General features: G+C 71.2%; 17 protein-coding genes and 3 tRNA genes. 10 read left to right on the top strand and 10 right to left on the bottom strand.

Features of this window, described 5'->3' with window-relative positions:
- Positions 1 to 137: 137 nt before the first annotated feature.
- The 3 genes from GVL03_RS14205 to GVL03_RS14195 all read right to left on the bottom strand — a co-directional run bounded on the left by GVL03_RS14205 (position 138) and on the right by GVL03_RS14195 (position 2,536).
- The gene (locus GVL03_RS14205) at positions 138 to 605 is read right to left on the bottom strand and encodes a recombinase family protein (protein ID WP_159501658.1); all 468 of its coding nucleotides are present in this window, start codon (positions 603 to 605) and stop codon (positions 138 to 140) included.
- 67 nt (positions 606 to 672) lie between these two features.
- A complete protein-coding gene (locus tag GVL03_RS14200) occupies positions 673 to 2,397 on the bottom strand; it encodes a sodium:proton antiporter (RefSeq protein WP_159501657.1) in 1,725 nt (574 codons plus the stop codon).
- A gap of 1 nt (position 2,398) precedes the next feature.
- The gene (locus GVL03_RS14195) at positions 2,399 to 2,536 is read right to left on the bottom strand and encodes a hypothetical protein (protein WP_159501656.1); all 138 of its coding nucleotides are present in this window, start codon (positions 2,534 to 2,536) and stop codon (positions 2,399 to 2,401) included.
- Between the two features lie 77 nt (positions 2,537 to 2,613).
- On the opposite strand from GVL03_RS14195, the gene pip reads away from it, so the two are divergent.
- Positions 2,614 to 3,603: a prolyl aminopeptidase gene (gene pip, locus GVL03_RS14190; protein ID WP_159501655.1), complete on the top strand. Its 990-nt coding sequence runs from the start codon at positions 2,614 to 2,616 to the stop codon at positions 3,601 to 3,603.
- Positions 3,600 to 3,722 (top strand): hypothetical protein, encoded by a 123-nt coding sequence (locus GVL03_RS22670; protein ID WP_306770345.1) that lies wholly within the window; start codon positions 3,600 to 3,602, stop codon positions 3,720 to 3,722. The genes pip and GVL03_RS22670 overlap by 4 nt, the downstream gene beginning before the upstream one ends.
- Positions 3,723 to 3,914: 192 nt before the next feature.
- Here the strand turns inward: GVL03_RS22670 and GVL03_RS14180 are convergent, their stop codons facing one another.
- Both GVL03_RS14180 and GVL03_RS14175 read right to left on the bottom strand, forming a co-directional pair.
- The gene (locus GVL03_RS14180) at positions 3,915 to 5,714 is read right to left on the bottom strand and encodes an aldehyde dehydrogenase family protein (protein WP_235038179.1); all 1,800 of its coding nucleotides are present in this window, start codon (positions 5,712 to 5,714) and stop codon (positions 3,915 to 3,917) included.
- A 122-nt stretch (positions 5,715 to 5,836) separates the two neighbouring features.
- Positions 5,837 to 6,097: a glutaredoxin domain-containing protein gene (locus GVL03_RS14175; RefSeq protein WP_159501654.1), complete on the bottom strand. Its 261-nt coding sequence runs from the start codon at positions 6,095 to 6,097 to the stop codon at positions 5,837 to 5,839.
- Between the two features lie 226 nt (positions 6,098 to 6,323).
- Here GVL03_RS14175 and GVL03_RS14170 point away from each other — a divergent pair, with 226 nt between their 5' ends.
- Positions 6,324 to 7,472 (top strand): glycosyltransferase, encoded by a 1,149-nt coding sequence (locus GVL03_RS14170; protein WP_159501653.1) that lies wholly within the window; start codon positions 6,324 to 6,326, stop codon positions 7,470 to 7,472.
- Positions 7,473 to 7,553: 81 nt separating this feature from the next.
- Here the strand turns inward: GVL03_RS14170 and GVL03_RS14165 are convergent, their stop codons facing one another.
- Entirely contained in the window at positions 7,554 to 8,702 is a 1,149-nt protein-coding gene (locus GVL03_RS14165) for a polysaccharide deacetylase family protein (protein ID WP_159501652.1), read from the bottom strand.
- A gap of 248 nt (positions 8,703 to 8,950) precedes the next feature.
- Here GVL03_RS14165 and GVL03_RS14160 point away from each other — a divergent pair, with 248 nt between their 5' ends.
- The 3 genes from GVL03_RS14160 to GVL03_RS22665 all read left to right on the top strand — a co-directional run bounded on the left by GVL03_RS14160 (position 8,951) and on the right by GVL03_RS22665 (position 11,453).
- Positions 8,951 to 10,651, top strand: a complete 1,701-nt coding sequence (locus GVL03_RS14160) for an AMP-binding protein (RefSeq protein WP_159501651.1) — start codon at positions 8,951 to 8,953, stop codon at positions 10,649 to 10,651.
- 76 nt (positions 10,652 to 10,727) lie between these two features.
- Positions 10,728 to 10,985 (top strand): DUF3072 domain-containing protein, encoded by a 258-nt coding sequence (locus tag GVL03_RS14155; protein WP_159501650.1) that lies wholly within the window; start codon positions 10,728 to 10,730, stop codon positions 10,983 to 10,985.
- A gap of 177 nt (positions 10,986 to 11,162) precedes the next feature.
- Positions 11,163 to 11,453 carry a hypothetical protein gene (locus tag GVL03_RS22665; RefSeq protein ID WP_159501649.1) on the top strand — a complete coding sequence of 97 codons (291 nt, stop codon included), beginning with the start codon at positions 11,163 to 11,165 and terminating at the stop codon, positions 11,451 to 11,453.
- Here GVL03_RS22665 and GVL03_RS14145 read toward each other — a convergent pair.
- From GVL03_RS14145 to GVL03_RS14135, 3 genes are all read right to left on the bottom strand, one after another.
- Positions 11,427 to 11,499 (bottom strand) — tRNA-Phe (locus GVL03_RS14145). The genes GVL03_RS22665 and GVL03_RS14145 overlap by 27 nt on opposite strands.
- A 64-nt stretch (positions 11,500 to 11,563) precedes the next feature.
- A tRNA-Asp gene (locus GVL03_RS14140) sits at positions 11,564 to 11,637 on the bottom strand.
- A 27-nt stretch (positions 11,638 to 11,664) separates the two neighbouring features.
- Positions 11,665 to 11,737 (bottom strand) — tRNA-Glu (locus tag GVL03_RS14135).
- 301 nt (positions 11,738 to 12,038) lie between these two features.
- Between GVL03_RS14135 and GVL03_RS14130 the strand changes: the two genes are divergently transcribed.
- The gene (locus GVL03_RS14130; RefSeq protein ID WP_235038178.1) at positions 12,039 to 13,358 is read left to right on the top strand and encodes a M23 family metallopeptidase; all 1,320 of its coding nucleotides are present in this window, start codon (positions 12,039 to 12,041) and stop codon (positions 13,356 to 13,358) included.
- A gap of 67 nt (positions 13,359 to 13,425) precedes the next feature.
- Here the strand turns inward: GVL03_RS14130 and GVL03_RS14125 are convergent, their stop codons facing one another.
- A complete protein-coding gene (locus tag GVL03_RS14125) occupies positions 13,426 to 13,959 on the bottom strand; it encodes an inorganic diphosphatase (protein WP_159501647.1) in 534 nt (177 codons plus the stop codon).
- Positions 13,960 to 14,097: 138 nt separating this feature from the next.
- On the opposite strand from GVL03_RS14125, the gene tilS reads away from it, so the two are divergent.
- The 3 genes from tilS to ftsH all read left to right on the top strand — a co-directional run bounded on the left by tilS (position 14,098) and on the right by ftsH (position 17,980).
- Positions 14,098 to 15,072 (top strand): tRNA lysidine(34) synthetase TilS, encoded by a 975-nt coding sequence (gene tilS / locus GVL03_RS14120; protein WP_159501646.1) that lies wholly within the window; start codon positions 14,098 to 14,100, stop codon positions 15,070 to 15,072.
- Positions 15,073 to 15,143: 71 nt separating this feature from the next.
- Positions 15,144 to 15,695, top strand: coding sequence for a hypoxanthine phosphoribosyltransferase (hpt, locus tag GVL03_RS14115; RefSeq protein ID WP_159501645.1), 552 nt, complete (start codon positions 15,144 to 15,146; stop codon positions 15,693 to 15,695).
- Positions 15,696 to 15,973: 278 nt separating this feature from the next.
- Positions 15,974 to 17,980 carry an ATP-dependent zinc metalloprotease FtsH gene (ftsH, locus tag GVL03_RS14110; RefSeq protein WP_159501644.1) on the top strand — a complete coding sequence of 669 codons (2,007 nt, stop codon included), beginning with the start codon at positions 15,974 to 15,976 and terminating at the stop codon, positions 17,978 to 17,980.
- Positions 17,981 to 17,987: the final 7 nt, after the last annotated feature.

The following is a 17,987-nucleotide window of genomic DNA, read 5'->3' as shown; positions in this document are numbered from 1 at the left end:
CGCCCAGGTCCCACCCCCGCGAGACTGCATCCGCGCGCCGAGACTGCGGGGTTTCCCCACGGTCTCGGCGCCCACGTGCAGTCTCGTGGTCCTGCGACGCCGGAACCCGGCCGACCCGGGTCCCGACTGCCGCGGCGCTACCGGCCGGTGTCGTAGAGGTGGCGCCCGCCGTGCCCGAGCACCTTCACGACGACGCCGCGCCGGTGGAGCTCCGCGACCGTGCGCGTCTCCTCTTCGATGTCGCGCCCGAGCGCGTGCACCGTCGTGACGACCAGGACGTCGCCGAGATCCAGCCGGCCGAACAACCGTGAGAGCCGCGACTCCCAGCCCTCCATCGTCTCGGGGGCCGGATGCCGGAACCCCTCGATCGGCACGCCGAACCGCGTCAGGTCCTCGCGCTGCTGCACGATCGAGGGCATGTCGGCGCGGTTGACCACCAGACCTACCAGCCGCGAACCGGCCGGCCGCGCCCGCCACCAGTTGCGGTCGGTCTGCAGCTCGGTGAAGCACTTCGGGCATTCGGACGCCGGATGCGGGAGGTGCAGCGGACTCGTCACGGCATCGTCGACCGCCCGATCGTGCGTGTGCGTGTCATCCGTGGTCATGTCGCTCCCCTTCGAGTCTCCATTGTCTCCCGGATCCGTCGCGCTCACGACGTTCGCGGGCGCGGACTCAGGCGCCGTCCTCGCCGCCGAGACGAAGCTCGAGGCTCAGCTGATCGGCGTCGAGCTCGGCCAGGGCGCGCCGCAGGGCCGCCGTGCCGAACGTGCCGACGGAGCTGACCTCGACGAGGCGGCGACGCATCGTCTCGATCAGCAGCAGCCGCAGCTCCAGCACCTCGCGCGCGGCGACGGTCGTGTCGTCGTCGGGCGGCTCGATGATCCGCGACCCGACCGTGTCGAGGATCTGATCGCTGAACGCGCTGCCGTCAGGACGCCGCAGGGCGCCGTCCTGCAGGGCCGCCACCGCCGCCTCGCGCAGCTCGTCGTCGAGTCGGCGCCGCTCCTCGGGGGAGGGGCCGGAGGCCGTCACCGGGATGCGGAGCAGTCGCACGAGCAGCGGCAGGGTGAACCCCTGCAGCAGCAGGCTGACGATCGCCACCATGAAGGCGATGAAGATGAGAAGCGGACGGTGATCGGTGTCGCGCGGCAGGGTCTGCGCCGCCGCGAGGGTGACGACGCCGCGCATGCCCGCCCACACGATGATGCTGCCGTGCTTCCAGCCGAGGGGCGACGCGCGGTAGTAGTCCAGGTCGCCCGAGAGCCGCTGGATCCGTCGTCGGATGGCGCCGGCCCGTCGCCGGATGCGTTCCGGGTCGCCCGGGCGCCGTGGCGGCGTGCGCCCGGTCGCGACGTCCTCGAAGTGCATGGTGATGCGATCGACGTCCATACCCTCGAAGCGTCCCGCCCGCCGGCCCTGGTTCCAGATCAGGAGCGCCACGTAGACCGCCCGGACCAGGACGACGATCATAAGCGCGACGAGCGCGATCCAGGTGCCGTGCCACAGGCCGTCGTGCTCGGTGAGGTTCTGCGTCACGACGTCGGACAGCTCGAGCCCCATGACCAGGAAGACGCCGCCCTCGAGGACGAGCTCGATGGTGCGCCAGTTGACCTCGTCGGAGAGGCGCTGCTCCGGAGTGAACCAGCGCGCTCCGCCCTGGCCGGTGACGATGCCCGCCACGACCGCCGCGACGAGGCCGGAGCCGCCGAGGTGCTCGGTCGGCAGGTACGCGATGAAGGGGATCGTGAAGCTGAGGGCGGTGTTCGCGGCGGAGCTGGCGATCCAGGCGCGGGCACGCAGGTTGAGGTAGCCGATCAGCGCGCCGATGACGATCGCGATGATCACGCCCCAGAAGAACGTCGCGACAGCGAGACCGAACGAGAACCCGCCCGCGATCGCGATCGTCGCCGTGCGCAGCAGGACGAGCGCCGTCGCGTCGTTGAGCAGGCTCTCGCCCTCGAGCATCGTGACGACCCGAGGCGAGATGCCCATCCGTTTCACGATCGAGGTGGCGACCGCATCCGTCGGCGACAGGATGGCGCCCAGCGCGATGCCGACGGGAAGGCTGAGATCCGGGATCACCCAGGTGAAGAAGAAGCCGAGCAGCACCGCGCTGCCGACCACAAGCAGGACCGAGAGCCCGGCGATGGGCGTGAAGTCGCGGCGGAACTCGATCGCGGGCAGCTGCACCGCCGAGGAGTACAGGAGCGGCGGCAGGACGCCGACCAGGATCCACTCCGGGTCGATCGGCTGGATGTCGGGGACGAACGGCAGGATGGCGAGCGTCAGCCCGATGGCCACGAGCACCAGGGGGCCCGCGATGTTCATGCGGCGGCCGAGCGCGGTCACCACCGAGACGATGACGATGCCGACGACGACGACGAGGAGCTCGTCCATCTCAGACCGCTCCGAGCATGCGGGCGGTGTCGCGCTCTTCGACGGGCTCGGCCCCGACCGCGGCGATGCGGGGAAGCAGGGCGCAGCCGACCCGGCCGCCGGCGCCGGTGGTCGTGAGGGGGGTGACCGCAGCCGTCATACGCCCGAGCATATTGTGCGCCCCGCGTCGCCGTCGCCGGGCGGCGCCCACCGCCTGCAGCACGATACCGTGAGCGCATGACGGTGAGTGAACTCGACGATGTGCTGTACCCGCCGATCGAGCCGTACGAGATCGGGGAGCTGCTCGTGGGCGACGGCCAGCGGGTGTACTGGGAGCAGTCCGGCAACCCCGACGGCAAGCCGGTCGTGTTCCTGCACGGGGGCCCCGGTGCCGGCACCTCCCCCTGGCAGCGTCGCTTCTTCGATCCCGAGCGCTACCGCATCGTGCTGTTCGATCAGCGCGGCTGCGGCCGGTCGACCCCGCACGCGAGCGATCCCGTCGCAGACCTCGGCTACAACACGACCTGGCACCTCGTGGCCGACATCGAGCTGCTGCGCCGCAACCTCGGCATCTCCCGGTGGCAGGTCTTCGGCGGCTCGTGGGGCAGCGCGCTGGCCCTCGCCTATGCGCAGGCGCATCCGGACTCGGTGTCCGAGCTCGTGCTGCGCGGCATCTTCACCCTGCGCCGGCACGAGCTGGAGTGGTTCTACGAGGGCGGCGCATCGGTGATCTTCCCGGACCTGTGGGAGGACTACCTGTCGGTCATCCCGGTGCTCGAGCGCAGCAGGCCGATCGAGGCGTATCATCGCCGCCTGTTCGACCCGGATCCCGACGTGCACCGTCCGGCCGCGCTCGCGTGGACGCGCTGGGAGGCGTCGACCCTGACGCTCCGGCCCGATCCCGACCTCGTCGCAGGCATGACGGATGCGGACACCGCCACCGCGTTCGCACGGATCGAGAACCACTACTTCGTCAACGGCGGATGGTTCCGCGAGGGTCAGCTCATCGACGACGTCGACCGCATCCGCCGCATCCCCGCGGTCATCGTGCAGGGCCGCTACGACGTGTGCACGCCGATCATGACGGCGTGGGATCTGCACCGCGCGTGGCCCGAGGCCGACCTCGTCGTCGTGCCGGACGCCTCGCACTCGGCCACCGAGCCGGGCATCGCCTCGGCGCTGCGGGCGGCTGCCGATCGGTTCGCGCACGCAGCGGAGGCGCCGTGACCGACGACGCGCCCACCCCGCTGTTCGACCGCGGCATCGCCGGAGGACTCGCGAAGAACCGGCTCGCGCCGGGTCCGCTGCTGCCCGGGACGTCGTTCCACTGGGGGACGGTGTCGTAGCTCCAGTCGTACGCGCCGCGGAAGAGCATCGAGAAGGCCGCCGGCACGTGCAGCTCGAGCGCGCGCTCCGGCCCGCCCGCCTCGAGCAGGATCACCGATACGCCGGGGTCCTCGCTGAGCCGCGACGCCACGACGGTGCCCGTCGACCCGGCGCCGGCCACGATGTAGTCCGCGTCGGCTCCGACCGCGCGCTCACGCGCCGAGCGCCTTCGCGAGCGTCGCCGCGAGTCCGCCGACCCGATGGTCGATCAGGTAGCGGGTGAGCCCCTCGCTCACCGCTGCGCCGGTGCGCGACGACACGAACCACGGCGGCTTCGGCAGGACGCTGAAGCGCCCGCCCGTCAGCGAGCGCGGGAACGGGCGGAACGGGCCGCGCAGCACGGATCGCTCGACACCGTCGAGCAGGAGGGTGTTGTGCACCACTCCGATGCCGCTGCCGACGTCGTCGAGCGTGCCGCCGGGGAAGGCGCCCCACGACAGCGCGGGGGTGGCGAACAGCACGCCGGTCCACGTGTTGATCGCGATGCCGCCGTAGCGGAGGTCGGCGATCGCGCGGTCGAGGTCGTCGCCGAGCGCCTGTTCGGTGACCGGGTCGATCAGCACGTTCGCCCCGAGAGTCCCCGCCAGCCTCTCGTTCGCGTGCGCGATCGCGCCGTCGAGGAACTCGTGCCCGGTGCCGGCGAGCTCGACCACCCCGAGCACGGGGGCGAACCACTCGGTGGTCTCGAGCGCGCGCGGGTCGTCGTGCGCCGAGAGCTCGACCAGCAGGCGCGCGCCGTGCGCGCTGTGCTGGGCCTGGGGGTACTCGGCGGCGACGGCGGCCACCCGCTCCGCCGCGTGCGGGTACCAGACCGGGCGCTCGGGCGCGTCTGCGTACGCGGCGTGCAGCGCGCGGAGGAACGCCTCGCGCTGCGGCCAGTCGCGGCTGACGATGACGACCTGGCCGGCGATGCAGTTGTGGCCGCTGTTCTGGAGGCGCATCGTGGCGATGTGCTCGGCCTGGTACCGCAGGTCGGCGTCGGTCCAGGGCCCGGGCACGACGATGATCGGCGAGACACCGCCGAGCTCCGCGGTGATGGGCGTCGTCAGCCGCGGATCGCCGGCGGAGCGGCGTGCGGCAGCATCCGTGCCCGTTCCCCACACGATCGCGTCGAACGTCGCCGCGGAGCCGGTGATGTGGACGTGGGAGAACGCCGGGTGCTGCGTGAGGTGGGCCCCGACGTCACCGCCGCCGCGGACGATCCGGACGAATCCCGGCTCGATGAGCGGCGCGAGCGCCCTCTCGAGGACGGGCACGAGGGCGTCCTGCGTCGGGTTCACCTTCAACAGCACCACCCGGTTCTCGGCGAGGAGCTCGTAGAGCACATCGAGCACCGGGATGGAGGTGATGTTGCCGGCGCCGAGCACGAGGCCGAGCCCTCCGCCGTCGCTCGGACGGAGCTGGGCGAGGCCGGCGGTCCGGGCGGCGTCGGCCGGCGAGAGGCCCGGGCGCAGCCAGATCTCGCCGGTGAACCCGGACAGGAGCACCGAGTCGATGAGGTGGGCGGGGTAGACGTGCGCGCGGACGCGGTCGCCCGGCGCGGTGTCGAGGCGCACGCCGTCGAGCGGGCTGCCGCCGCGCGCCAGCCGGTCGAGCGACGCGATGTAGCCGTCCAGCCCGCCGAGCACCGCGTAGGGGCCGGAGAGCCATTCCTCGCCGCGCAACGGGTGCGTGGGCCCGAGCCCCTTCGAGGCCGCCGCGGTCCTCGCCCAGTCCTCGGCGGCGACGCCGACCGTGTGGCGGACGCGCCCGAGCAGCGTGGCGCGCTGGCGGAGGGTGAGCGCCGTCCACGACCGCGCACCGGCGGTCAGCTCGTCGACGCGCCGTTCGAGCGCGGCGCGATCGTCCTCAGGCAGGTCGGACGCGGGGGGCACGGGGGCGGCGCTCCCGGATCCACGCCGCGCCGATCCACGTGGCGTGGATGCGGGCGAGGGCTTCTCGGATGGCGACACGACGCTCTCCTTCGGGCGGCTCCGCTGGGTCGAGCGGGTCTCCAGCCTACTGAGGGGAGCGGGGTCGTCCCCGTCGCCGCAGCCGCGCTCCGTCCCGACGGACGCGCGCGGGAGGCGACGGCTCAGATGAGGGAGAGCTCGCGCAGCTTCGCCTCGACGTCGGCGTTCGACGGCTCGACGTGGTGGCTGGCGTCCGGGTAGACGACCACCGGGATGCTGGTGCGACCGGAGATGTCCTTGGCGATGTCGGCGGCGTCGGGGTCCGCCTCGAGGTCGACATACGTGTAGTCGACGCCCAGGCCGTCGAGCTGCGCCTTGGTACGGCGGCAGTCGCTGCACCAGGCGGCGCCGAACATGGTGATTCCTGCGGGGGTGGAGGTCATGGAACCAGGGTACGAGTGAACGCACGGTGTCCGGGTCATGACGGGGTTCTTAGCGGGTTGCTGTGTGGATACTGGGCGCATGGTCGCGGGATGGTCCGCCGTGCCAGGATGAGCATGAGCACTCGGGATCGGGCGCTCTCTCTCGTCAGCGGCCCCACGGTCGATGACCGTTCAGGAGGACTCGAAGATCCCCAGGGATCTCTCGGGCCATCGCGGAGGCGGATGCATGCAGGTCACGGTCGTCGTGCCCACCTTCAATGAGGCCCCGAACGTCGCAGAGCTGGTCCGTCGTGTGACCGCGGCCGCGCAGGGGTTCGAGGTGGACATCCTCTTCGTCGACGACAGCACGGACGACACCCCCCGGGTGATCGAGCGGGTCGCCCGGGCCGCCTCGGTCCCCGTCCGGGTGATCCATCGCGACGTGCCGAGCGGCGGTCTCGGGGGCGCCGTGTCGGCGGGGCTCGCCGCAGCCGCCTCCGACGTGTGTGTCGTCATGGACGGCGACCTGCAGCATCCGCCCGAGGACATCGCGACCCTCGTGAACCGGTTCCGCCGCGGCGACGCCGATCTGGTGGTCGCCTCGCGCTACGTCGCCGAGGGCGCGTCGAGCGGCCTCGCGGACCGCACCCGCATCCTCGTCTCGCGGGCGTCGACCCACGTGACGAAGGCGATGTTCCCCATCCGGCTGAGGGACGTCTCGGACCCGATGACGGGGTTCTTCCTGGTCGATCGCACGAGGCTCGACCTCGACGAGCTGAGACCGCGAGGCTTCAAGATCCTGCTCGAGATCCTCGCCCGCCGGCAGCTGCGGGTGGCGGAGATCCCGTTCTCGTTCGCCGACCGGCACGCCGGGGACTCCAAGGCGTCCTTCCGGCAGGGCATCCACTTCCTCGCCCAGCTCACCTCGCTCCGGTTCGGCAAGATGTCGCTCTTCGCGGTCATCGGCGGGCTCGGCGCGATCGCCAACCTCGGCATCGTATGGGTGTTGTCGCACCTCGGGGTCGGCGATGTCGTCGCGATGATCATCGCGGCCGAGACGACGATCATCGCCAACTTCGTGCTGCAGGAGCGCTTCGTCTTCCAGGACATGCGGGCGGACGCGTCCGGCATCGTCTCGCGGTTCGCGAAGTCGTTCGCGTTCAACAACACCGAGCTGATCGTGCGCATCCCGATCACGGCGCTGATCATCTCGAACTGGCACATCTCGGTGGTCATCGCCACCGGGATCACGCTCGTGGTCGCGTTCATCCTGCGGTTCCTGTTCCACTCGCTGGTGGTCTACGCACCGCGTCGCGCGGGCGCGCAGAAGGCCTCGGCCGCGCGCGGGCTCGTCGAGGAGCTCGACCGCCAGGCGATCTCGCCCGGCGAGCTCTGACGCCGGGCTCTGACGCCGGGCTCTGACGCCGGGCTCTGACGCCGGGCCGACGGGACCGTCCGGCGACCGGTGACGCGAGGGTCAGCCGACGAGGCCCTGGAACGCGTCGAGCCCCATGCCGTAGTTGATGCGGATGGTGGGAAGCGCGAGCTTGTCGGCGCCCGCGTGCACATACCCGGGCTCGATGGTGCGCGCCAGCTCGAAGCCGGCCTGGCGCAGACCCTCCTTGGCCGTCTCGTCGTAGTGGCCGAACGGGTAGGCCATGACCTCCTTGACGCCGAGGATCTGCGCCGAGGTCTCCATGTCGGCGGCGATCTGCTCGGCGGTCCAGTTCTCCATCCGCCCGCGTCCGTTCTCGCCGGCCGTGTGCATGTCGTGGGTGTGCGATCGCTGCAGCACGTACATGTTCGGGGTCGGCTCGGTGCGGGCCGAGGTGATCACGAACGACGTCGTGAGCAGGCTCTTGCCGTGCACGATGGGCGCCGCGAGCTCCAGCCACGTCGAGTCGGCGTCGTCGTCGGTGATGATCACGGATCGTGCGGGCACGTACAGCCTGCCGTCGATGAACGCGCTGAGCTCGTCCCACGTCGGCAGGTAGAAGCCGCCGTCCTGGAGATAGGTCATGTGCGCGTCGAAGTCGCCGATGTACGCGTAGTTCGCCTTCAGCCAGCCCGACTCGCCCTCGGGCTTCGTCGTGAACTGGTGGTACATGAGGATCGGCACGCCCACGTCCTCCGCGGCGACCTCCTCGGGCGACCTCCACGACCCGTGCAGGGTCAGCTCGCGGCCGGCGCACGCGACGGCGTCCGCGCCGTTCACCCGCGCGGCGACCGTGAACGTCTGGGCGTCCTCCGGCGTCGTGTACCAGCCGGCGAAGACCGCGCCGTCCTGCTGCGGGATCGGCAGATGGTCGTACAGCGTCCCCTGGATCTGCAGCTGCGGGGCGTCCGTGATGCCGTCGCCGGCGAAGCTCACGGCGCACGCGTTCGGGTCGGTGCTCGTGGCCGGCAGCGCCTCCGCCGGGGTGAGCGGTTGCGGGGGCGTCGGGGTCGCCGATCGGGTGATCGTCGGTGCCGCGGTCGGCGCGTCGGCCGTGATCGAACGGACGATCGCGACGGTCACGACCGCGGCGACCGTGAGGACGACCGCGGCCACGATCGCGCCGACGAGGTATCGACCGCGTCCCACCGCCGCGTGCCGCCCGCGCTGCCGACGTCGCGTGATGCCCATGCTGCGTTCCCCCCCGTTCGAGCGCTGCGCGCCTGCTGCTCGCGCCGCCGCGACCCCGTGCCGTGCTCCCGGCCCACGAAGCTTCCGGCGCAGCCCTGCGATCCTAACCGGCGACCGCGCCGTGTCCCGGGCGGCGCGACCGGGCTCCGGATGCCGCTTCTCGGCCGGTCGTAGACTGAGCTGGTTCGGCCCGCCCGCGCCCGCGCGGCATGAGCAGCCGCACCTGTCACCGATCGATCGAAGGCACCATGCCCCACTCCGCCGCCGGTCTCGCCTACCGCGAGGCTCGCGATTCCCTGCTCGCCCGTTCGCACGACGTCGCCGCGGCGCGCGACGGGTTCCGATGGCCGGACGTCGGTGATCACTTCAACTGGGCGGTGGACTGGTTCGACCAGATCGCCGAGGGCAACGACCGGCTCGCGCTGCGCGTCGTCGAGGAGGACGGCTCCGAGGCGTCCCGCACATACGATCAGATGCGTCGCCGGTCGAACCGGGTGGCGAACTGGCTCGCCGCGAACGGCGTCGTCCGCGGCGACCGCGTGATGCTCATGATCGACAACCGCGTCGAGCTCTGGGAGGCGATGCTCGCGATCATGAAGATCGGCGCGGTGATCCTGCCCACCTCGGTCGTGCTCGGCCCAGACGACCTCGTCGAGCGCATCGAGCGCGCCGACATCCGCGTCGTCATCGCGGACGAGACGGATGCGGCCAAGTTCGACGGCATCGACCGCGACCTCGTGCGGGTGAACGTCGGCGCGCCGCGCGCCGGCTGGCTGTCGTTCGCCGACTCGGACGGTGCGAGCGACGCGGCGCCGGGCGTCGTCGTCGACTCGACCGACGCGGCCATCGTGTACTTCACCTCGGGCACGACGTCGCGGCCGAAGATGGTCGAGCACACCCATGTCTCGTACCCGGTGGGTCACCTCAGCACGATGTACTGGATCGGCGTGCGCCCCGGGGACGTGCACATGACGATCAGCGCACCCGGATGGGGCAAGCACGCGTGGAGCCTGTTCTTCTCGCCCTGGATCGCCGAGGCGACGGTCTTCGTCTACAACTACCGGCGCTTCGACGCGGTCGCGCTCGTCGAGCAGCTCGACCGTGCCGGCGTGAACACGTTCTGCGCGCCGCCGACGGTGTGGCGGATGCTGATCCAGGCCGACCTGGAGAAGCGGCCCGCAGCCCTGCGGGAGCTGCTCTCGGCGGGCGAGCCGCTGAACCCCGAGGTCATCGCGACGATCGAGCGCTGGTGGGGCGTGCAGATCCGCGACGGCTACGGACAGACCGAGCTGACCGCGGTGATCGGCAACACGCCGGGCGTTCCGCTCAAGCCCGGCTCGATGGGCCGCGCGCTCCCCGGCGTCGAGGTCGTGCTGCTCGATCCTGTCACCGGGGAGGTCTCCGACGAAGGCGAGATCTGTCTCCCGACGCGACCGGTGCGCCCGCTCAACCTCATGCCGGGCTACATCGGCGAGCCCGAGCGCACCGCACGCGTCGACCATGACGGCTACTACCGCACGAGCGACGTCGCCTCCCGCGACGAGAACGGGTTCCTGACCTTCGTCGGGCGCACCGACGACGTGTTCAAGGCGAGCGACTTCAAGGTCTCGCCGTTCGAGGTGGAGTCGATCCTGCTCGAGCACCCGGCCGTCGCCGAGGCGGGGGTCGTCGGCGCCCCCGACCACCTGCGCCTCAACATCGTGAAGGCGTATGTGCACCCGGCGGCCGGTGCCGCTCCGGACGCCGCGACGGCGCGCAGCATCCTCGCCCACGCGCGCGAGCACATGCCGCCGTACCTGCGGGTGCGCCGGGTGGAGTTCTTCGAGCTGCCGAAGACGATCTCGGGCAAGATCCGCCGGGTCGAGCTGCGCGAGCGCGAGGAGCGGCACGCCGACACGCGCATCGACACCGAGTTCCGCGAGCAGGACTTCCCCGACCTGAAGTCCTGACCTCGCGGCGCGGGCGGCGACGGCCGGCCGCGTCAAGCCCCCCGCGGCGGCGCCGCCGACTGCCTAGGCTCGATCCATGTCCGATGACAGGAACGTTCCCGAGACCTCCGGCACCGACGACACGCTGGGGGCGGTCCCCGGCGCAGATCCCGTGGAGAAGGACCCCGCGGACTGGGCGACCGGCGACGAGCCGATGACCGCTCCGCAGCGCAGCTACCTCGACACGCTCGCCCGTGAGGCGGGCGAGGAGATCCCCGCCGATCTCACCAAGGCCGAGGCATCCGAGCAGATCGACCGGCTGCAGTCCGAGACGGGTCGCGGCCCCGCGCGCTGAGGAGCACCACGCACGGCTTGCCCGCTGCCGTCGCCGGATGGTGCACTGGAGAGGTGACCCCGATCCGCTCCGTCCCCCGCGTCGAGTGGTCGGGGACGGTGACCGCATGAGCGGAGGGACCGCGTTCACCCGGCTGGTGGGGGCGGAGCCCCCCATCGTCCTCGGTGCGTTCGGGGGATGTCGTCGGTCGAGCTGACCGCGACGGTGTCGGAGGGCGGGGGTCTCGGCTCCTACGGACTGTACGGCTACGAGCCGGAGCGCATCGAGCGCACGGAGGCGGCGCTTCGGGCCCGCAGGGCGAAGCCGTTCGCCCTGAACCTCTGGCTGCCGGTCCCGGGCCGGCCGGATCCCTCGCCCTCGCCGGAGGAGTACGCCGCGTATCCCGGCGGGCCGGCGGGAATGAAGAAACCCCCGCGCGTAGAAGCCGCACGAGGGTCCCAGTGGCTCCGACCGGCATCGATCCGGTGACCTTTCGATTTTCAGTCGAACGCTCTACCAACTGAGCTACAGAGCCGCGCGACATGTCTGCCGCGTCCGAGACGAAAGGCCCTCTCCAAGAAAGGGCCCGTCGCTCAGAGCGACCCTGACGGGACTTGAACCCGCGACCTCCGCCGTGACAGGGCGGCACGCTAACCAACTGCGCTACAGGGCCATGATGTGTTCAATTGTGTCCGGTGAGTGACCCCAACGGGATTCGAACCCGTGCTACCGCCGTGAAAGGGCGGCGTCCTAGGCCGCTAAACGATGGGGCCGGGTGAACCCGCCGGGCTCACGCTTACCGAAGAGCAAGCATACGCATTCGTCGACCAAACCGCCAATCGAGATGGGGATGTGCCGCGCGCCGCGCGGGCACGGCCGGCCGGAGGGGCGAGGATGGCGCGGGTGCCTGCGCACCGCATCCGGGCTCACCCGTTGCGCATGTGACTGATGTTGTTAGTGTTGTGGATGTTGCGCCGGTACGGAGAGGTTCTCGTGACTGCCGAAGACTTGCCCCAGGCGGAGGAGTGCGATTGCGCTCCGACCGCCCGTGAACGCGCCCGTTTGTGGCCGGGGATGACGCGCCGCACCGCGATCGGTGCGGGTGCGCTCGGCGTCGTCGGTCTCGGCGTGATCGGCGGCCCGCTTCTGCCCCGCGCCGTCGCCATCGAGGGGTATCCCTCCTGGGACGATGTGCAGCGGGCGAAGGCGAACGAGACCGCGAAGAACGCCGAGATATCGCGCATCGAGTCCCTGATCAGCCAGCTGCAGGCGGACGTCGCCAACAAGCAGGCGATCGCCCAGCAGAAGTCCGACGAGTACTACACGGCGCAGCAGGCCTTCTTCGACGCCTCGTACCGGGCGGACTCCCTCCAGTCGCAGGCCGACTCGCAGGCGGCCGCGGCGACCGAGGCGGCCAACAAGGCCGGCCGGGTCGCGAGCCAGCTGTATCGCTCCGGCGGCGACAGCACGCCGATGGAGCTGTTCTTCACCGGCTCGGCAGCGGGTGCCGACGACCTGCTCGACCGGCTCGGCACGATGGACAAGCTCCTCGAGCGCAACCAGACGGTGTACGCGGATGCGGTCAGCGCCCGCAACGCCGCGCAGGTGCTCACCGACCAGGCCGCCGCCGCAAGAGACGAGCGTGACCGGCTGCAGCAGCTCGCAGAGGCCGCGATGCAGGAGGCGCAGGCCGCCGCCGAGGCCGCCCAGGCGGCCCTCGACGAGCAGAGCACCCATCTCGGCGATCTGCAGGCGCAGCTCGCCGCGCTGAAGGACACGACGGCCAAGACCGTCGCCGACTATCAGGCCGGCGTCGCCGAGCAGAAGCGCCGCGAAGAAGAGGCCCGCAAGGCGGAGGAGGCCCGTCGTGCCGCGGCCGCAGCGGCGGCAGCGGCGGCGGCCGAGGCCGCGAACAACGCCGGCGGCGGCGGAGATGGCGGCGGCGGTGGGAGCTCCTCCGGCGGATCGGGAGGCGGCTCGGGCTGGGTGCGCCCGGCGGGCGGAAGCATCACGTCCGAGTACGGCCCGCGCTACTCGCAGTGCGGACCGAGCTACTGCGCGAGCAGCACCCACTACGGCACCGACTTCGGCGCTGGCTGCTGGGGCAACATCTACGCGGCCTCGTCCGGCACGGTGAGCTACGCCGCGCGCAACGGCGGCTACGGCAACTTCGTGCGCATCGAGCACGGCGGCGGCATCGCGACCGGTTACGCGCACATCGTCGACGGCGGGATCCGCGTGGGGTACGGGCAGTGGGTCAACGCCGGCGACGTGATCGCGAGCGTCGGCAACACCGGCAACTCCTTCGGCTGCCACCTGCACTTCGAGGTCTACGTGAACGGCGCCGCGACCAACCCGCGCCCGTTCCTCGCCAACCGCGGAGTCTGGCTCTGACCCCCTGAACGAGCGGAGGGAGCGGATGCCGGGCGCCCGGCATCCACTCCCTCCGCTCGGAGGCGACTCAGACGGTCTTGGGCGCTTCGCCCTCGCCCTGGGACTTCGTCTGGCCCTCGTGCTCGTCGAAGCGGGTGAACGCCTCGCCGACGAGGCGCTCGGCCTCGGCGGCGTCGCCCCACTCGTCGACCTTGACCCACTTGCCGGGCTCGAGGTCCTTGTAGTGCTCGAAGAAGTGGCCGATCTCGCCCTTGGTCCACTCGTCGATGTCGCCGACGTCCTGGATGTGCGACCAGCGCGGGTCCTTCGCGAGCACGGCGACGACCTTGTCGTCGCCGCCGGCCTCGTCGCTCATCTTCAGCACCGCGACCGGACGGACCTTCGCCATGACACCCGGGTAGATGTCGCGGTCGAGGAGCACGAGCACGTCGAGCGGGTCGCCGTCCTCGCCGAGCGTGTTCTCGAAGAACCCGTAGTTGCTGGGGTAGCCCATCGGCGTGAAGAGCACGCGGTCGAGGAACACCCGACCGGTGCCGTGGTCGACCTCGTACTTGACGCGGCTGCCGCGCGGGATCTCGATGACGGCGTCGTATGCACCCATACGTGTGCTCCTTCGGAAGTTCGGTGGATGGCGCGCACCAGCCTAGCCGCGGCCCCGTGCACAACTCGGGCACAGACGTGTCATCGGCCCCTGCCGAGGCGCATTCCTCCCGGGTCGTGCACGCGCTAGCGTGACTGCGTGCCCTCTCTCGACCCGTCCGTCGCCGAGATCCGTCGCGCCGTCCGCCCGGTGCTCGACGGGCACCGCACCGTGCTGGTCGCCTTGTCCGGAGGCGCGGACTCGCTCGCCCTCGCGGCCGCGGTGGCGTTCGAGGCGGCGGCCGCGGACGTGCGGGTCGTCAGCGTGACCGTCGACCACGGCCTGCAGGCCGGCTCGGCGGCGGCCGCGGGCGACGCCGCCCGCGCCGCCACGGGACTCGGCCTCGAGGCGGTGGTGGTCGGCGTCGAGGTCGGCGCCGAGGGAGGACCCGAGGCGGCCGCGCGCGACGCCCGGTACGCCGCGCTCCGCGACGCGGCCGTGGACTACGGCGCGACCGCGGTGCTGCTCGGACACACCCTCGACGACCAGGCCGAGACGGTGCTGCTGGGTCTCGCCCGCGGATCCGGGGCGACGAGCCTCGCCGGGATGGCGCCGACCGTCGAGGACGACGAGGTGACCTGGCTGCGACCGCTGCTCGGCGTCCGGCGGAGCGCCACCCGGGCGGCCTGCGCGGCGCAGGGGCTGGACCCGTGGCACGACCCGCACAACGACGACGGACGTTTCACGAGGGTGCGCGTGCGCAGCCGGGTGCTGCCCGTGCTGGAGGCCGAGCTCGGCCCAGGGGTGGCCGAGGCGCTGGCCCGCACGGCGCAGCAGCTGCGCGAGGACGCCGAGGCGTTCGCCGAGATGATCGAGGAGACGATCGAGGACATCGTCGAGCCCGCCGAGGCCGGGATCGCCATCTCGGTCGCGGCCCTCACCGCGAACCCCGCGGCCCTGCGCCATCGCATCATCCGGCACGTCGCGGCGAGCGAGTTCCACGTCTCGCTGACCCGCACGCAGACGCTCGAGGTCGCGCGCCTGGCCACGCACTGGCGCGGACAGGGCCCCATCGACCTGCCCGGATGCCGCGCGCACCGCGCGGGCGGCCTGATTCTGCTGACCGCCCGCTGACCCGCTCCGGCATCCGGGCCTGGGGTGGGCGCGGGACGGAGCAGGCGGCGGGCGGCGGGTACGCTCGACGCATGCGCGCAGCCGACATCGCGGACGACCTGACGACAGTCCTCGCCACGGAGGAGGACATCCTCGCCAAGCTCGAGGACATCGCCGCGCAGGTGGCGCGGGACTACGAGGGCAAGGACCTCGTGCTCGTCGGCGTGCTGAAGGGCGCGGTCATGGTCATGGCCGACTTCTCCCGCGCGCTGCCGACGCTCGTGCCGATGGACTGGATGGCGGTCTCCTCCTACGGCACCGGGACCCGTTCGAGCGGCGTCGTGCAGATCCGCAAGGACCTCGACACCGACATCCACGACAAGCACGTGCTGATCGTCGAGGACATCATCGACTCCGGCCTGACGCTCAGCTGGCTGCTGGAGAACTTCGCGGCGCGGGGCGCCGCATCCGTCGAGGTGTTCGCCCTGTTCCGCAAGCCCGAGGCGGCCAAGGTGCAGGTCGACTGCCGGTACGTCGGCTTCGACATCCCGAACGAGTTCGTCGTGGGCTACGGTCTCGACTACGCCGAGCGGTACCGCAACCTCCGCGACGTCGCCGTGCTCGCCCCTCACATCTACTCCTGACGGAGCCCCGCTCCGCCCCGCTTCGGGCCGGGCGTGCCCTCAGTCGTCGGATCGGTGGGGCAGGAGTCGCCTGCAGGGACCGCTGCGGCGCCGAATCCCCGCGTGATCCGACGACCGAGGGTCGTGCCCACCGTGCCCACGCCCGCTTCGCAGGAGAGAACAAGCACCGTACGCCGTGGGCGAATGCACAGACGTGGCATAGAGAGCGCGCGCTACCCTGAAGACCACCGTCCGGCAGGCGGCTCGCTGACGAAAGGGCCGGGGTCCGTCCCCGCACAATGGACTTCAAGAAGATCACCCGCAACCCCCTCCTGTACGTCCTGTTGATCGGACTGTTCCTCATCGTGGGCTTCTCGCTGATCTCGAGTCTCGGCGCCGCGAAGCAGGTGACGACCCAGCAGGGTCTCGAGCTGCTCCAGGGGAACACCGTCACCGAGGTCACCAACACCGACGGCGACCAGCGCGTCGACATGACGCTGTCGACCGCGTACGAGGGTGCGACCGAGGTGCAGTTCTACTACGTCGCCGCGCGCGCCGACGAGGTCGTGCAGGCGATCGACGCGGCGAACCCGTCGGACGGCTACAACGACGTCGTGCCGCGGGCGACCTGGTTCGACGGGCTGCTGTCGCTGATGCTGCCCATCCTTCTGCTCGGTCTCATCTTCTGGTTCCTGATCTCCTCCGCCCAGGGCGGAGGCAGCAAGGTCATGCAGTTCGGCAAGTCGAAGGCGAAGCTCGTCTCGAAGGAGAGCCCGACGGTCACCTTCCAGGACGTCGCCGGCGCCGACGAGGCGATCGAGGAGATGCAGGAGATCAAGGACTTCCTGAAGGACCCGACGAAGTTCCAGGCGCTCGGCGCCCGAATCCCCAAGGGCGTGCTGCTCTACGGCCCTCCCGGAACCGGGAAGACGCTCCTCGCGCGCGCCGTGGCGGGCGAGGCGGGCGTGCCGTTCTACTCGATCTCGGGGTCGGACTTCGTCGAGATGTTCGTCGGCGTCGGCGCCAGCCGGGTGCGCGACCTGTTCAACCAGGCCAAGGAGAGCGCCCCCGCGATCATCTTCATCGACGAGATCGACGCGGTCGGCCGGCACCGCGGTGCCGGCATGGGCGGAGGTCACGACGAGCGCGAGCAGACGCTCAACCAGATGCTCGTCGAGATGGACGGCTTCGACCCGAAGGTCAACGTCATCGTCATCGCCGCGACCAACCGGCCCGACATCCTGGACCCGGCGCTGCTGCGCCCGGGCCGCTTCGACCGTCAGATCGGCGTCGACGCCCCCGACCTCAAGGGCCGACAGCGGATCCTCGAGGTGCACGGCCGTGGCAAGCCCCTCGCCGAGTCCGTCGACCTCGAGGTCGTCGCCCGCAAGACCCCCGGCTTCACCGGCGCCGACCTCGCGAACGTGCTGAACGAGGCCGCCCTGCTCACCGCCCGTTCCGACGCGCAGCTGATCGACAACCGTGCTCTGGACGAGGCGATCGACCGCGTCATCGCCGGCCCTCAGCGCCGCACCCGGGTGATGCGCGACAAGGAGAAGCTGATCACGGCGTACCACGAGGGCGGTCACGCCCTGGCGGCGGCGGCGATGAACTTCACCGACCCGGTCACGAAGGTCACCATCCTCCCGCGCGGCAAGGCGCTCGGGTACACGATGGTGCTGCCGCTCGATGACAAGTACTCGGTCACCCGCAACGAGCTGCAGGATCAGCTGACCTACGCCATGGGCGGCCGCGTCGCCGAGGAGATCGTGTTCCACGACCCGACGACCGGAGCCTCGAACGACATCGAGAAGGCGACGAACATCGCCCGCAAGATGGTCACCGAGTACGGCATGACGACGGATGTGGGCCCGGTCAAGCTCGGGTCGTCCTCTGGCGAGGTCTTCATGGGCCGCGACATGGGCCACGGCCGCGATTTCAGCGAGCGCGTCGCCGAGCGCGTCGACGGACAGGTGCGCGCGCTCATCGAGCAGGCGCACAATGAGGCCTACCAGGTGCTCAACGACAACCGGGACATCCTCGACAAGCTCGCGCTGGAGCTGCTCGAGAAGGAGACGCTCGATCACAACGAGCTCGCCGAGATCTTCCGCGACATCAAGCGCCTGCCCGAGCGCCCCCAGTGGCTGTCGAGCTCCGAGCGTCCCGTGTCGAAGCTGCCTCCGGTCGACGTGCCGCGGCGCACGCTGCCGGCCGGTGCCGTGGCTCAGGAGGAGGCGGAGGCCGCTGCCACCGAGAAGGCCGCGCAGCCTCGCGGCGCCGGACAGGCGCGCCCCGCGACGGCGTAGGCTCGGC

Origin of the sequence: Microbacterium sp. 18062, assembly GCF_902706225.1 — a bacterium.
Taxonomy (GTDB): domain Bacteria; phylum Actinomycetota; class Actinomycetes; order Actinomycetales; family Microbacteriaceae; genus Microbacterium.
This window is presented reverse-complemented; position numbering and strand designations above follow the sequence as displayed.